Here is a 15410-nt window from a genome sequence, read left to right as displayed (position 1 = left end):
GCAAGGGCGGCCGGCCCGTTCACGGACAGGCGTTTTGCCTATCCGGAGATCTGCAGTTCTGGCACTGGACAGGCGAGCGACGCGGATCCAGTCGAACCTCACCTTCCGCCGCGCTCGTGGCGCACGTCAAAAGACAAGGTTAGAGGGTGAGGTCGTCGAACTGGGCGAGGAGGGTGTCGGCAGGTGTGTCGTCCATGGTGGCGGCAGCGGCGCCGTCGTGGAGGGGTTGTTCGGCCCAGATGACTTTGCCGCGGGGGTTGTAGCGGGTGCCCCAGCGTTGGGCGAACTGGGCGACCAGGAACAGGCCGCGGCCGCCTTCGTCGGTGGTGGCCGCTCGGCGTAGATGTGGCGAGGTGCTGCTGCCATCGGACACCTCGCATGTCAAACTGCGGCTGTGCAGCAGCCGTACTGTGATCGGTGGCGTCCCGTATTTGATCGCGTTGGTGATCAGCTCGCTGAGGATCAGTTCCGTGGTGTACCCGATGTCCTCCAATCCCCACGCCTGCAATTGCGCCCCGCACTCGGTACGCACCGAGGCCACCGCCGCCGGGTCTGGTAGCACATCCCAGTGCGCCACCTTTGATGGCGAAAGCTTCCGGGTACGCGCCACCAGCAGCGCGATGTCGTCGGAGGGGTGTGGCGGCAGTGTCGTGTCGATCACCGCCTGACACGTCTCCTCCGGGGTGCGCCCCGCGGCCCCCTCCAACGCCCCTTGCAGCTCATCCAGCCCGGCCTGGAGGTCCCGGTGCCGGTCCTCGATCAGTCCGTCGGTGTACAGCACCAGTTGGGAGCCCTCGGGCAGGCGCAGCTCGGTGGTTTCGAAGGGGTGGCCGCCCAAGCCGAGCGGAGGGGAGACCGGCACGTCCGGATATGTGACGGTGCCATCTGGATGGACCACCGCGGGGCCCACATGGCCGGCCCGGGCCATCGTGCACGCCCCGGTCACCGGATCGTAGATGGCGTACAGGCAGGTCGCCCCGGTCACCGCCTCGCACTCGTGGGTCTCCGGGCCGTCACGGGTGCTCTCCTCGTTGTCGATGCGGGTGACCAGGTCGTCCAGGTGGGCCAGAAGCTCGTCCGGCGGCAGGTCGAGAACGGAGAAGTTGAGGACCGCGGTGCGCAGCCGGCCCATGGTGGCGGCGGCGTGGAGGCCGTGGCCGACCACGTCGCCCACAACGAGGGCGACGCGGGCGCCGGGTAGCGGGATGACGTCGAACCAGTCCCCGCCCACCCCGGCCTCCGCCGGGAGGTACCGCCAGGCCACGTCCAGCGCGTCCTGCTCTGGCAACCCCCGGGGTAGCAGGCTGCGCTGCAGCGTCACCGCCATGGTGTGCTCCCGGGTGAACCGGCGGGCGTTGTCGATGCACACCGCAGCACGGCCGACCAGTTCCTCTGCCAGGGTCAGGTCATCCTCCTCGAACGCGCCCATGCGCCGGGAACGGTAGAAGCTCGCCACGCCGAGCGTGACGTCCCGGGCCCGCATCGGCACCACCATGAGCGAGTGAATGCCCTGTTCACGCACTCTCCGGCCGCGTTCCGGGTCCTGCGGCGTCCACCAGAACGTGGTATCCAGCTCAGCTTCGAGCACCGACCGCCCGTCAGCCAGGCAACGGCCCTGCGGCGTGGTCGGCGGCGGGTGGGTGAGCGCGCCGACGTCTTCCAGGTCGAAGTTCCGCAGGGTGGTGGCGAGGGCGATGCGGCGCAGCCCGGCGTCGAGCACGCCGGGCTCGTCGCCACGTAGCACGGGGTCGGGCAGATCGACGGCGACGAAGTCGGCGAAGCGGGGCACGGCGACCTCGGCCAGTTCCTGAGCCGTCCGCGTGACCTCCAGGCTGGTACCGACGCGGGAGCCGGCCTCCCAGATCAGGCTGAGCCGTTCGCGCGCCTTGACGGCGAGCCGCCCGACACCGGGCTCGCCCACGGCGAGCAACCACCGATCGGCCGCGGTGTCGGAAACAGGGGCGCCCGGGAGAGGAGCAGCTGTCAGAGGAGATTCCGGGACCCGCGGGGCCGAAACAGTGGATGCCGGACCAGCGGCGATGGCGGGTTCGGCGGTGGGGGGCTGGTGGACGGGCACAGGTGTGGCCGCTCGGGCGAGTGGTCCTCGGCGCGTCGTCGATGCGTCACCGTGATCCCCACGGGAGCCGGAGGTCACGTGCCAGAATGAGCCGTCGGTCAAGATGGCCTCCACGGCGATGCCGCGCGTTCCGGCGAGATTCTCGATCACGCGGCTGACCAGGGTGGCGGTGCGGCCCCCCGACAACGGCACCACCGCGACGACCGCCTGGCCGGCGGAGATCAGCTCCGTGGCCTTCTCCAGCAGGCGTAGCCGGTCGTGCGAAAGGATCGGGCCGGCCCGGTCGATCGGCTGGGCGGTGACGGCGCCCACTTCGCCGCCCCGGCGCCGGGCCTCCAGGAACGCGCGCAGCATCGCCTGCTCCCGCTGCGAGATCTGTTCGAGCAGGCATTCCTCAATGCGGTCGGTCGCGTTCACGGCGACGCCGAGCATCGCCGGGTCGGCGAACTTGTCCAGGCACGCCAGGTTGAGCACGCCCTCGACGCGGCCACTGATCGGGTCGCGAATGGGCGAGCCCGCGCACACCAGCCCGCTCATGGAGTCCGGGTAGTGTTCCCGGCCCCAGACGAGGACGGGACGCCGTTCGGCCAGTGCGGTGCCCAGGCCGTTCGTGCCGATGGCCTGCTCGGAGAATTCGAAGCCGGGTAGCACCTGGTTGTCGTCGAGCCCCCGCAGGAGCGCCGGCTCGCCGACCCGGCGCTGCAGCACCCGGGCGTGCTCGTCACCGAGGACCACGGCCACCTTGATGCCGGAAAGGCGGGCTTCGAGCTCGTCGAGCACGGGCGTGGCCGCCTGCGCGAGCCTACCGTGCAGGTCGACGTCGGAGTCGTACACGGGGGGCATATGGTAGGACACGACACCCAAGTGCCGGCTGCGCTCCCATGAGGTCAGCACCCAGGGCCGAACGTCGCTCTCGACGGGTTCGCCGGCGCAGAAACGTTCGTGGGCCCGCTCGAGAAGGGTGAGGTCCTCGCGGTCGGCGACATCCATGACCAGCTTCATCCTCCCCCGTCTCTCTCTAGTACAATTCTGCCCGACCCAGGCATACCTTTCGTTCAGATTTGTCTAATGTTCTGCGGGTTCATGGGAGAGTTTGACCAGAATCAGGAAAATGTCGTCTGCCTTTTACGCTCCACTCAGCGCCGTCGGTTGCGCGTAAGACGGGGTCCGGGGGTGGGCGGTATCGTCCCGATGCGGCAGCTCGCCCCGGCCCTGACCGCCGGCAGATTCCGGCCGCCGGCTATGCGCTCTGATCCACCGATCTCAGAACGCGACCTCGATCAGACAGCCGATAGCCATCAGCGACGCAGTGACCAGCAGTAAGAGATTAAGGAAACGTGCGAGTATGTGGCGGACTCCCGTCTGGGCCTGCCGCAAACACCACACCAAGACGGCAACGCCGGCCTGACAGATGACAACCACTGCGAACCCCCATACCGGGATCGGCCAGCCAGGCGGCACAGCAGCCAAGAGAGCCTCCCAGACAAAGCGAGGTGGAGCGCCGAGGAACACCGCTATTACGAACCACCCCTGCCATACAGCCACCCACGTGAAGACGGCTAGAGCAAAGTAGCCCAGCAAACAGCAAATCCAGAGCGTTGATCGCTGAGTCGGCATACCGAAAGCCTGACCCTCTACGATCTCTGGATGGTCACTCGAAGATCACAATGACCTGCCTCCGGCGGCATCGGTGGGTTTCCGTCAGCCTTGATAAAGGTCGATGCGGTTTCCGCTCGGATCTGCCACGCATGAGGAACGCGGCTTCCACAACTTATCCGCCGGTGGGGAGACCTCGATGGCCCCGGCATCAACGGCACGGCGGTGCGCGGCGTCCACGTCATCGACGAGCAGACCGAATCGGGACACTCCGGCTGGGCCATCGTGCTTGCCATGCTCGTTGAGCTCATGTGCGACAGTCAGGAGAAAGAAGTCCTCACTCGGCCAGACACCGAACTGGAACGATGAGATCTCCTCGTTGAACACCGCGTCGAACGCCGCCCGATAGAACGTGATCGACTCGGCGAGGTCTGCGACGTTGATGGTCACCTGGACGATGCGAGGGGACTTCAAGTCGGGCATAGCCACTTCATGTTCGATGTAGTGATCCACAACGTGGGACCATGCGGGAAAGAGCCTCGACACGATTCACCAGCCGCTCTCGGTGCGAATGCAGCAGGGTGCGCAGTGCCTCACCGTCTGGGTCGTCCATCACGAGGCGAACGGCGTCGATTGGCATATCGACGCACCGCAGCGCACAGATCAGGCGAGCTTGCCGGACCTGCTCGGGGCGGTAGCGACGATAACCAGTGACCGGATCGACGACCGCCGGCCGAAGCAGGGCGAGTTCGTCGTAGTGCCTCAAGGCATGGATCGGCAGGCCGCTGACCAAGGCGAAAACACCGATGCTCAAGAGATCGTCGCCGCTCACCCAGACAGCATCCGGTCTCGGCCTACCCGAGAGTCAAGCGGGCAGGGCCCAACCCGGCCGTGCCGTCAGGAGCGGTCGACCAGGGTCAGTCACGGTCGCCGGCGGACCGCAGGCCGGGGTCGCGGCATCGGCTATGACGACCTGCGGCAGGTCACCAGCTACAAGTCCTGCGATCCGGACAAGCGGCTGTGCAACCCTGATGGCAACTGCCGGCCGAAGCCCACCTCATCGGAGGCCACACCTGTCATGACTAGCCCCGGGCAGCAGCGCGCGTTCCTGCGCCGCCTCCTGGAAAAGGGCGCGCAGCAGCTCGGCGTCGCCCGGTTCGGCAGGCATGACCGCACCGTCGGAACGGCCGCCACGACGGGTGGCGGCCGGTTCCGGGTTCGCACCGCCGAACACCACGACTGGGCCCACGGCGATGCGTGGACAGGCAACCGGGACGCAGCCGCGATCACCAAGGTGGCCACGCCCGTCCTGATCGCGTGCGTCGAGCGGGACGAACTCCCGGTCACGATCTGCGCCGAGCTCCTCAGCTACGCGCCCGACCGGCCGTGCCCGCCCGCGCTCGTGGCACGGGCCTCGCGGAGCTGACCGTGCTGATCACCCGCCTGACCGTGCCGCCGCCTCAGCCGAGGCGGTGGCCATTCACCATTCCCGCCGTCCAGCACCTCAGCGCAGGGCTCGACATCACCGCCCCCGTGACGTTCCTCGTCGGGGAGAACGGCTCAGGGAAGTCCACTCTCGTCGAGGCCGTCGCCGACGTGTGCGGCATCAACGCCGAAGGAGGCAAGGCCGGCACCCGGTACGCCTCAACCGGGGAGGCGACGCCGCTCGGCCAGGTGCTGCGCGCCGAGTTCACCACCTCGGGGCTGCGCCTGATCCGCGGCCCCCGTACCAAGCGGCGGGCGTTCTTCTTCCGCGCCGAGACGTTGTTCAACCTCGGACAGAACGTGTCCGGCCTGCACGGGTTCTGGGAGGAGGACCTGACCGAGCAGTCGCACGGCGAGGGGTTCTTCACCGTGCTGGACCGCATGGTCACCGGGCCCGGCCTGTACCTGATGGATGAGCCGGAGGCGGCCCTGTCGTTCACCTCCTGCCTGCGCCTGGTCGCGTTGATGGACCGCGTTGCCCGCGAGGGCGGGCAAATCATTTGCGCCACGCATTCGCCGGTCCTGGCCAGTCTCCCGGGGGCACAGATCCTCGAGTTGGACGACGATGGGATCCACCGTGTCGCGTGGAGGGAGCTCCACCTGGTCGACCATTGGCGGCGGTTCTTGGAGTCGCCCGACGCTTATCTGCGGCATGTGCTCGATCGCCGTGCGGCGCGCCGCCGTAGCGGGGACGAGCCGGAGCGGTTTCAGTGAAGAAGCTCCCCGGCTCTTCGGCGTGTGGCCCGGAAGACGAGGGGCGCTCAGGGCTTACGCGACGATTCAGAAACTGCTGATCCGTGTCGTCGCGTAGGGAGCGAAGCGGGCTGCCACCACGTGCTTGAAGTTGACCACGTAGGTGAATGTGCCCGGCTCGCCTTCATGGGAGATCTGGAGCGACACCACGGTGCCCTGCTCCATCCAGCTGACGAGTTTCTCGACGGCGGGCATCGTGCCGTGTACGCGGAGGATCAGTTCCTTTTCCTTGCCAACGCTCAGCACGTAGAGCAGCCCGGTGGGAGCGTCCATGGTCATACTCTGCTCCTCATCGTAAGGACGGAACCGGGTCCACGTGGGTATCCCCGCAAAGCCCGCCGCGTAGCATCCGCGGCGCCGTCGAGCATCAGGTGGGCGTGCTCGTGCGGGGTCATGGCCTGTGCGTACTCGGCGTCGGCCGGCATCCACTCCTTCTCCCATATATCCCGTGCGCTCTCGCCGTCGCGCTCGATGCCGCGTACGAATCGGCCGACCAGTCGTATCGCTCGTAGGCCGCTTCGCGCCCGTTCCGCAATGGCTCGATGACTTGACGCCGAATCCGGGGCCAGTCAAAAAATGCCGCGACCGTCCCGAACCAGGGGTGATCGGGTTGGCATTCAGGAGAGGAAGATGGCCGATAAAAGTCGTCGATGTGGACCAAGCCGACCTGAGGGAGGCGGGCGGCCATAGCACGGGGCTCTTTCCTGATCCTCCCCATCCACATCTATCAAGACAAGGCGCCTGTCGGCCTTCAGGTTGACGAGATCGTCCAGCAGGACATCGAGCGGAACGATCGCCGAACCAGTCACTTGGCCTCATCCAGGATGTACCGCGTATGAGCTGTGCAGTGATCAAGCCGTGGCAAAGGGCCGAAGCGACTCAGTAATCGAGAACGCCGTGAGCAGCCACGACGTCGCTTGAAGCGTTCGGCCGCACCTCGGTGATGCGCTCGGCCAGCAGCAGCGCAGCGGCAAGCCCGCCCTCCGACTTGTCGCCAACGAGTCCAAGCTCGACCCGGTCGGCCAGGTAGTCCTCCGGGATGCCGTCCTCGTCGCCGGGAAACAGCGGATCGAAGGACAGGACGCTGCGGCCGTCAACGTAATGCTCGAAGGACGCGACCCTGTTCACGTTGACGAAGACACTCGCCGTGACCGTCCCAGCCGACAAGGGCCGCAGCACCTCGTCCAGCGTGCCGGCGAAGCCGTTCCACTCGCTCAGAATGGTCCCGCCCTCGGCCAAGCAGGCAGAGATGAGGCCCTCGTCGATCTCGCCTTCCTCGTCATCGCCGTCGAATACCTCGATGCCAAGGCGGGCCAGCGCCTCGTGCGGGGTAAGACCGCGGACGAAGGTTGCGCAGAACGCATCGTCATCGAGCCAGTCATAACCACTCACGAGAATCCTGTTCTCTCCGGGAACAGATCATGGAGATCCTGGCATGCGAGTCCGACGAAAAGTCTGTACGCCCTTGATACGGAAATGATCTTTTATAGCCAGCTCGAGTGAGCAGGTTCGGAAGTCTCCGAACTGACGGCAACCGTTGACGGCAACGTCACCAGACGCAGGCGGACGCGGCCGGACTCACCTGGACACTCGGCCCCTGGTCACAGCACGTTTTCCCAGGACGTCGATCAGCTTCTAATCCGCGCCCGGGATGGTGGTCCGCATCGGGCCGTACGGGCCGCGTGAAGGCGCCCGGGGACAAGAGGTTCGCACGGCGCCGGGCACCGCCTTGATCATATGTCGGCGGGCACGAATAGACTGTGGGCCGCCACCGTCGCGGAACGCCGATGACCCGCCGCCGCCCCACGGGAGCGGCCGTCAGCGGGCGGGGAGGTCAGCATGGATTTCCGGCTCCTCGGCCCCGTCGAGGTATGGGACGTCGACGGACAGGTGGCACTCGGGCGGCGGGCGGAGCGGTGCCTGCTCGGGCTGCTGCTGCTCGACACCGGGCGGGTCATACCCGTCGGGCGGTTACTGGACCTTCTGTGGGAGGGCGAGCCGCCGGACAACGCGCGCGGCGTACTGCAGAGCCACGTCGCGCGACTGCGCGGCACACTGGACCCGGACCGCACCGGCGGACGCGGGTTCCGGCTGCTCCGCCGAGGCGACGGCTACCTGGCCGAGACCGACCCCGGCGCGGTGGACGTCCACCGGTTCCGGGAGGGCGTCGGACGGGGGCAACGGACGTCCGACCCGGGGGAGCGGGCCCGGCTGCTCCGGGAGGCTCTGTCCTGCTGGCGCGGTCCGCTGCTCGCCGACGTGGCGAACGAGCGGATGCGTGATCGGGTCGGCGTCGGGCTCGAGGAGCTGCGGCTGTCCGCGCTGGAATCCTGCCTGGAGGCCGAGCTGGACTGCGGCCGGCACCGGGAGCTGCTGCCCGAGCTCGCCGACCTGGTGCTGAGGCACCCTGACAGGGAGAGGCCGATCCGGGCCTACATGGTGGCGCTCTACCGCGACGGCCGTCCGCCCGAGGCGCTGGCGGTGTACCGCAGGGCGCGTGCCCACTTCAGCCGCGAGCTGGGCCTGGAACCCACCGCGGAGCTGCGCCGGCTCCACCAGATGATCCTCGCCGGAGACGCCTCGCTGCATGCCCGGACGCCGGACCCGGCCCGTACGGCCGTGGTGCAGCCCCGCCCTCCGGTGCCGGCGCAGCTCCCGCCGGACCTCCCCCACTTCGTCGGGCGGACGGCCGAGGTCGCCCGGCTCGACGCCGTCCTCGCCGGGGCCGCGTCGATGACCGTCTGCTGCCTGTCGGGGACCGCCGGGGTGGGCAAGACGACGCTGGCCGTCCACTGGGCCCACCGAGTGTGGGACCGGTTCCCGGACGGGCAGCTCTATGTGAACCTGCGCGGCTTCGATCCGGACGCCGCGCCGGTGGATCCGTTCGACGCGCTGCGCCGCTTCCTGGGCGCGTTGAACACCCCGCCCGAGCGGATCCCCCAGGACTCGGACGCGCTGGTCGGGCTGTACCGCAGTCTTCTGGCCGGACGGCGCGTGCTCGTGGTGCTCGACAACGCGCGCGACGCCGAGCAGGTCCGTCCCCTGCTGCCCGGCGGGGCGAGGTGCCTGGTCCTGGTGACCAGCCGCGATCCCCTCACCGGGCTGGTCGCGGCGGAGGGCGCGCAGCCGCTCACGATCGGCCTGCTGTCGCCCGGGGAGGCCCGGGAGATGCTGGCCGCCCGCCTCGGCGCGCCGCGGCTCGCGGCCGAGGGCGAGGCGGCCGACGATCTGGTCGCGCTGTGCGCGCGCCTGCCCCTCGCCCTCGCCGTCCTGGCGGCACGCGCGGCCACCGATCCGGACCTGCCGCTGGCGGACCTGGTGGCGCGGGTGCGCGGCGCGGGCGCCGAGCTCGACCCGTTCGGCGGCGAGGACCGGGCGACGGACGTGCGGGGGGTGTTCTCCTGGTCGTACCGCACGCTCGGCGCGCCGGCCGCGCGCCTGTTCCGCCTGCTGGCGCTGCACCCGGGGCCGGACGTCTCCACGCGGGCCGCCGCCGCCCTGGCCGGGCTTCCGCACGGGCGGGCGGGCGACCTGCTCACGGAACTGGCCCGCGCCCATCTGGTCACCGAGCACCTCCCCGGGCGGTTCGCCCTGCACGACCTGCTGCGCGCCTACGCCAGGGAGCTCGCCGACCGGGACAGCGCCGACGAGGGCCATGCCGCGCCGCTGCGGCTGCTCGACCACTACCTGCACACCGCGCACGTGGCCGCGATGGTCATCAATCCGCGCCCGGACCCACTCGGTCTCGCGCCCCCCGCCCCGGGGGCGGCCCCCCAGGAGCACCCGGACTACGACCACGCCATGACCTGGTTCGCCGAGGAACGTCCGGTGTTGCAGGCGATGGTCCCGTGGTCGGTGGCGAAGGGCTTCCCGGCGCACGCCTGGCGGCTCGCCTGGACCATGGTCGACTTTCTCGACCGGCGCGGCTTCTGGGACGAGTGGGCCAAGGCCGAGACCGTCGCGCTCGACGCGGCCCGCCGGACCGGGGACCTCGCCGGTCAGGCCCTGTGCCACCGCGACCTCGCCTCCGCGTACACGCAGATGCAGATGTTCGAGGCGGCGGAGGCGAACCTGCGCGCCGCGCTCGCGCTGTTCACCGAGCTCCAGGACGTGCGCGGCCAGGCGGGCTGCTACAACAACCTCGGCTGGCTCTACGGGGTCCAGGACCGTTACCAGGAGGCGCTGGAGAACGCCGAACAGGCGCTGCACCTGGTCAGGCTGATCGACGACACGGTGGAGGAGGCCCGGGCGCTCAATTCGGTCGGTCAGAGCCACGCCCTGCTCGACCATCCCGAGCACGCCATCCTCTACTGCAGGGAGGCGCTGACGCTGTTCGAGCGTGCCGGCGACCTGCACGGGCAGGCCGCCGCTCTCGACGGGCTCGGGCTGGGGTATCAGAAGCTGGCCGACCACGCCGAGGCGGCCTCGTGTTACGAACGCGCGGTGGGCCTGTTCAGGAAGGCCGGCGAACGCTACTTCGAGGCGGACACGCTGTCGAAGCTCGGCGACGTGCTGCGCGCAGCCGGCGACGACCGGGGCGCCCGCCTGATCTGGCGTCAGGCCCTCGACATCCTCACCGAGCTGGACCACCCTGACCTGGCGCTGGTCCACGAGCGGCTGGCCGGCACGGGCACGTGACGGCCAGCCGGCGCGACCGCGATGTGATGCGGACTTCGCGCATCTGGAATCCTCCTCGTCGGCGATCCACACGATCGGCCATCGGGAGCATCCGGCTCTCGGCTTGACATGCCCTTGACGCGACCGCCCGCGACGCCCCCTCGTCCCGCCCCCACGCCGCCGCGAGTGGCAAGCCTGTGTCAAGCCGCCCTGGCGATGCTCTCCGGGACACGAAAGAAACGGAGACATCATGAAGACCACCCGAATGCTCGCCGCCGCGGCGACCACGGCCGCCCTGAGCCTCAGCGTCCTCACCGCCTCGCCCGCCGAGGCCGGCGTCACCCGCAGCTTCAGCGAGTCGGCCTCCGATGGCAGCGCCAGCTGGGGCACGGTCACCTTCAGCAACTACTCGTGGAGCGTGGACGCGTACATCTACCGCGACTCGGGCGCCACGATCACGCTGGAGGTTTGCGGCCATCAGACCCTGAACAACGGCAGCTGGGGCCTGCTGACCTGCAAGTCGGCCAGCAACGGCGGCTCGATCGGCTCGACCCGGCACGTCACCCTCAGCGGATCCGCGGACTGGGCCAAGGTCGGCATGGTGACCACCTATCTCTACGTCAACGGCGTGTACGCCGACGGGGACTGGAACTACGCGTTCTGACCTGGCCGGACGAACGGCGACCCGGGCCGCTTCCAGCGGCCCGGGTCGCCGGCAGCGCCTCCACGGGGAGGGACGGTGAGGCGGGGCGCCTCCATACGAGGTGCCCCGCCTCACCGTTTCTCCTGTGTCTACCAGCCTGTGTAGTTCACCCCGGAGCTGCGCAGGTGGTTGCCGAGCACCGTCGCGAACTCCGTCGCCCCTCTCTTGGTGGGGTGCATGGAGCTGCGGCTCGCGCAGCGCACCCCGTCGGTGATGCAGCCGTCCCAGAGGTCACCGAAGTCGCCCGGGCCGGTCTTGGTGAACATGACGGGGTTGATCCACCTGTCGCTGTCGCACACTCCGTGCCCGGTGAACGCCGGCATGGAGTCGGCGAAGGACACCTCGAGCCCGGCGTCCCTCAGGATCCGGACGGTGTCCTTCGTCTCGTTGACCAGGTACTCGGCGACCCCATGCAGGGTCGCCCGCTCGTAGGTGTCGAAGTGCGCGCAGTTCGGCGCGCTGCCGAACACGTCCGGGTAGCCCATGAGCACGATCTTGGCCTTCTTCCCGCGTGCAGGGCTGCTGTTCTCCGTCTTCGTCTCGATCCGCTGGAGGATGTCCGCGACATTCGCCGGGTCTCCGGACACCGTCCGGTAGTTGAGCACGGCGGGGATGTCGGCCTCGAAATGACCGTCGTCGTCGTTGCAGTTGAGGGCGTAGCACTCCGCGATGACGTCGGACCACCTCGCGTCGTTGGCGCCGACCGACAGGGCGACCAGCGTCGTGTTCTTGTTCAGGAAGCCGCTGTTGAGCTGGGCTGCCTCCCGGAACCGACCGTCCGCGTTCCCCCGGTAGTCCGACCAGGATCCGATCGGCTGATCCATCCAGTCGTACTGCCCCACGGTCATGTCGCGTGTCCAGGCCCCGGAGCACGCCACGAACGCGAAGTCGAGCTTCGGGTCGAAGGAGTCGGCAAGCTGGCCGATGGTCTGGGTCTCACCCGGGAGGACCGTCTGCCTGATCCAGGCGTCCTTGCTGCGCCGGCAGGCGTTCCACCGGGGGGTCTGGTACTCGAAGTCGGTCTCGGGGTAGTAGTTGCCGACTCCTTCACCCGAGGTGATGGAGTCACCCATGGCGACGACGAAGTGCTTGGGCCGTTTCGCGAGCACCTGGAAGGCGACCGCGTCCCAGGAGATGGCAGCCGTGCCGTCGCCCTCCAGGTTCAGGTTGGTGAGCGACACCTTCGGGGTCCCGGCGAACTGGAAGACGCCCAGGTTGTACCACTCGTTCTGCTCCCGGCTCTGGTTCAGGTAGCGGGTCTCCGTGACGCCGTTGCCCAGGTCGACGGTGTACGGAGCCTGCTGCGTCTCCGCGCGCCGTTTCGGGATGTGGACGAGGACACGGGCCCACCCGTTGATGGCCTGATCCGGCTTCCAGGTGCCGGTCACCTGCATCACGCCGCCGTTCCTGGACCACGTCCGCGTGTACCCGAACCACTCATGGCCGCCGAACCCGTTGCCGAGCTGCTGGAAGTCGGCCCTGGCGGGCACCCTGCCGGCGGAGTCCTGGGCGAACTCGAAGGTCAGCGTGCCGTGGTTGGTCCACCCGGAGTTGTCGCAGCCGCCGCGGATCGCCGGGACGGTGACGTCATCGACGATCAGGACCTTCGTCGTGTCCCCGGTGACGGGTGGGAGCCCGGGCGTCAGGCAGGGCGTCCACATGTCGGTGGGTTCGACGCGTTCCGTTCCGGCCCAGGTCGAGTCGTAGCGCAGCGACGCCTCGTTACCGCATGTCGACGGGCAGGTCTTCCACGTCTTGGGCAGGTGCCACCAGCACTTGGAGTCCGCCCGCTGGCACGTGCCGGGCCTGTTGTTCGAGGGCGGCTGACATTCGTTGTTGTCGGGTCCCGCGGAGGACGGCACGCAGAAGGCGTTGACGTCCACGAACGACGTGTTGAGGACGGTGGGCACTACCTTGGTGCGGTCGCTGACGGCGGTCCACCAGGCGTAGTTGTACCCGCCCTCCGTGACGAGCTTGTTCGTGGCGGGGTCCAGGTAGGTCTTGGCGATCGGCCACGCCGCCCAGCCCAGCACCTTCTCCTGGTAGGGCCAGTCCTGCGGGTGCGCGGCGTCGGCGTAGCTGTTTCCGTCCAGGAACGGGTGCCGGTCCTGCCGGTACGCGGGGTTGGCGGGGTTGTTCAGCCAGCCCACACCCCACGCGCCGTTGTTCGGCTGGTTGTTGGCGTCCCGCCCCCACGCATCGGCCTTGACGTGCCAGCCCGAGTTGTACGCCCAGACGGCGAGATACCAGTTCTCGATCTTCGACGGGTCACCGTCGTTGATCTTCGCCATCCCGTTGGTGTCGGTCCAGATCTGGTTCCACTTGCTCGCCAGGGTGGACATCCCCGCGGCGATGTTGGTGACGTAGTCGAGGGCCACCCGCTTCTGCTTGTCGGCGTCCCACCCGGGGGCACCCTTTCTCATGTTGTCGGTCTGCTGGGAGATGCCGTACCCACAGTCGGACTGGGAGAAGTCGACCGCCCAGTCGTTGGTGGGGTCGCTGTCGTAGATGTTCACGCCGTAGTAGTTGCCGACGAGCGGGTTACCGGTCTCGCCCTCCTGCACACTCCGCTGGGCCTGCCAGAGGTTGGACTCCTGCGCGAGGATGCCGAACATGATCGACACAGGGATGCGGCCGCCTCCCTGCAGGTCCGGGGCGGGGAACTCGGTCTGCGGGTTCCACCCGGGCAGCCCCGAGCCCTTCCAGTTGTTCGGGCGCGTCACCTGCAGCCGGTTCTTGAAGACGAGCTGGTCCACCGCCCACTCCACCTGGCGCCAGTGCGGCTGGTACACCTGGATCGCCGGGTCGTTGCGCGGGACGGCGCAGGTGTAGCCCTGGTCGACGGTCCCGGTGACGGCCGCGGTCACGGCGGCGCCCGCCGTCTTGGAGGTCAGCGCCAGCCGGGGGTTGGCCACACGTCCCGAGGAGGCGTCGGGGGCGAGGTCCGCGCCGGGCTGCACCTCGAAGCCGACGTCCGCCTTCGTCGCGACGACCCGCGCGGTGATGTCGACGGGCTCCCCGTCCGGCATGTCAGGGCTGACGCCGCGCTTGTCGTCGCCCTGGGAGGCGGCGGGGTCCGGCCGCCCGGCGGGTGGGGCGCCGGGTCCGGCGCGCAGTCCTCGCCGCGCCGCCGCCGTGATCGCCAGACCGCCCTCCGAGGACACGTCGGCCGTCGCCGGCGCGTCCAGCACCGACACGGCCTGGGGCAGGGCACCGCGCCGCTCGGTCTTGCCCACGAGGAAGACGCGGCCGTTCGTGCCGGCGTGCACTGCCAGCTCGCCCAGGGGACCCGACGCCAGCTCCCGGGTCTCCCCGCGCAGGTACTGCCGGATCGTCACGGTCGCGCCGTCGCGCGCCGCGAAGGCCACGCCGCCGTCGGCGGTCGCGCGGAGGTCGAAGGGCACCGAGCCCGTGTCCGCGAGCTGCTTCAGCTCGCCGCCGGTCCGCACCTCCACGAGCCGCGGCCCGTGCGCCGCCACCAGCGTGTCTCCCACGGGGACGGCCGAGGTGACCTGGCCGGAGGCCACGACGGCCCGGGTCACGCGCTTGGTGGCGGTGTCCACCATGAGCAGGCGCGTGGTGTCGCGCTGCTCGCTGACGCCCTGTGTGAGCGCGACCGTGTCACCGGCGCCGCAGCCCGGGTTGAAGTAGGCGAGAGTCACCTGGTCCTTGAGCTTGGTGACCGCGCCGGTCTCGGCGTCGATGATCGCGGCGAACGCGCCCCGGCTGAACAGCCAGGACCGGTTGGTGAAGTGGCGCGGCGCGTAGACGGCCACGATCTTCTTGCCGGATCCGGTCAGGCAGGCGTTGCCGATCCACTGGTCGGTGTCCATGCCGGGCTCGCTGAGCGTGGCGACGGTCCGCCACTGGTAGCCCGTTCCGGCCGTCGCCGTGAGCACGTGGAACCCGGTCGCGTCGCCGGCCGTGGTGACGGCGACATCAGTGGACTTCTGCCAGTTCGCGCCGAGCACGCGGTCACGCTGGGCCGGCTGGACGGACGATCGGTCGAGGTGTTCCGGCCGGTCCGCGGGCGGCTGGGCGGACCCCGGGGCGGCGGAGGCGGCCGGGGCGGTGGGCGCGGGGGCGGCCAGTGCGATGTTCGCGGGGGTGGTCAGTACGGACAGACAGGCGGCGATCGTGGCGCCGAGAAGCGGCAGCCGTCGCCGGTGGTGTCTCATA

The 15410-nt window shown here is 69.2% G+C and carries 10 protein-coding genes; 4 read left to right on the top strand and 6 right to left on the bottom strand.

Annotated elements, in window-relative coordinates:
* Nucleotides 1–139: 139 nt before the first annotated feature.
* The 3 genes from BXA11_RS31285 to BXA11_RS31270 form a co-directional block, all read right to left on the bottom strand.
* Nucleotides 140–3067: a SpoIIE family protein phosphatase gene (locus BXA11_RS31285; protein ID WP_083744704.1), complete on the bottom strand. Its 2928-nt coding sequence runs from the start codon at nt 3065–3067 to the stop codon at nt 140–142.
* A 711-nt stretch (nt 3068–3778) separates the two neighbouring features.
* The gene (locus BXA11_RS31275) at nt 3779–4186 is read right to left on the bottom strand and encodes a VOC family protein (RefSeq protein ID WP_143734613.1); all 408 of its coding nucleotides are present in this window, start codon (nt 4184–4186) and stop codon (nt 3779–3781) included.
* A complete protein-coding gene (locus BXA11_RS31270) occupies nt 4164–4505 on the bottom strand; it encodes a MerR family transcriptional regulator (RefSeq protein ID WP_076440282.1) in 342 nt (113 codons plus the stop codon). The genes BXA11_RS31275 and BXA11_RS31270 overlap by 23 nt, the downstream gene beginning before the upstream one ends.
* A gap of 246 nt (nt 4506–4751) precedes the next feature.
* On the opposite strand from BXA11_RS31270, the gene BXA11_RS31265 reads away from it, so the two are divergent.
* Complete coding sequence (locus BXA11_RS31265; RefSeq protein WP_076440280.1) at nt 4752–5099, top strand: hypothetical protein; 348 nt, start codon at nt 4752–4754, stop codon at nt 5097–5099.
* A gap of 2 nt (nt 5100–5101) precedes the next feature.
* Entirely contained in the window at nt 5102–5872 is a 771-nt protein-coding gene (locus BXA11_RS31260) for an AAA family ATPase (protein ID WP_076440338.1), read from the top strand.
* Between the two features lie 66 nt (nt 5873–5938).
* Here BXA11_RS31260 and BXA11_RS31255 read toward each other — a convergent pair whose 3' ends face one another.
* Nucleotides 5939–6190 (bottom strand): hypothetical protein, encoded by a 252-nt coding sequence (locus BXA11_RS31255; protein WP_076440278.1) that lies wholly within the window; start codon nt 6188–6190, stop codon nt 5939–5941.
* 600 nt (nt 6191–6790) lie between these two features.
* Nucleotides 6791–7303 (bottom strand): DUF6461 domain-containing protein, encoded by a 513-nt coding sequence (locus BXA11_RS31250; RefSeq protein WP_076440276.1) that lies wholly within the window; start codon nt 7301–7303, stop codon nt 6791–6793.
* Between the two features lie 447 nt (nt 7304–7750).
* Between BXA11_RS31250 and BXA11_RS31245 the strand changes: the two genes are divergently transcribed.
* Nucleotides 7751–10549, top strand: coding sequence for an AfsR/SARP family transcriptional regulator (locus BXA11_RS31245; RefSeq protein WP_076440274.1), 2799 nt, complete (start codon nt 7751–7753; stop codon nt 10547–10549).
* A 229-nt stretch (nt 10550–10778) separates the two neighbouring features.
* Nucleotides 10779–11192, top strand: coding sequence for a hypothetical protein (locus BXA11_RS31240; RefSeq protein WP_030512551.1), 414 nt, complete (start codon nt 10779–10781; stop codon nt 11190–11192).
* Nucleotides 11193–11320: 128 nt separating this feature from the next.
* Here the strand turns inward: BXA11_RS31240 and BXA11_RS31235 are convergent, their stop codons facing one another.
* A complete protein-coding gene (locus BXA11_RS31235; protein WP_076440270.1) occupies nt 11321–15409 on the bottom strand; it encodes a golvesin C-terminal-like domain-containing protein in 4089 nt (1362 codons plus the stop codon).
* Nucleotide 15410 lies beyond the last annotated feature (1 nt).

It is taken from the genome of Microbispora rosea (genome assembly GCF_900156315.1).
GTDB lineage: Bacteria > Actinomycetota > Actinomycetes > Streptosporangiales > Streptosporangiaceae > Microbispora > Microbispora rosea.
The sequence above is the reverse complement of the archived record's forward strand: the minus strand, read 5'-3'. Positions and strand labels throughout refer to the sequence as shown.

Coding starts and splice junctions, on each gene's coding strand:
- BXA11_RS31285 (WP_083744704.1), bottom strand. CDS start 3,067: ATGGATGTCGCCGACCGCGAGGACCTCACCCTTCTCGAGCGGGCCCAC.
- BXA11_RS31265 (WP_076440280.1), top strand. CDS start 4,752: ATGACTAGCCCCGGGCAGCAGCGCGCGTTCCTGCGCCGCCTCCTGGAA.
- BXA11_RS31255 (WP_076440278.1), bottom strand. CDS start 6,190: ATGACCATGGACGCTCCCACCGGGCTGCTCTACGTGCTGAGCGTTGGC.
- BXA11_RS31245 (WP_076440274.1), top strand. CDS start 7,751: ATGGATTTCCGGCTCCTCGGCCCCGTCGAGGTATGGGACGTCGACGGA.
- BXA11_RS31240 (WP_030512551.1), top strand. CDS start 10,779: ATGAAGACCACCCGAATGCTCGCCGCCGCGGCGACCACGGCCGCCCTG.
- BXA11_RS31235 (WP_076440270.1), bottom strand. CDS start 15,409: ATGAGACACCACCGGCGACGGCTGCCGCTTCTCGGCGCCACGATCGCC.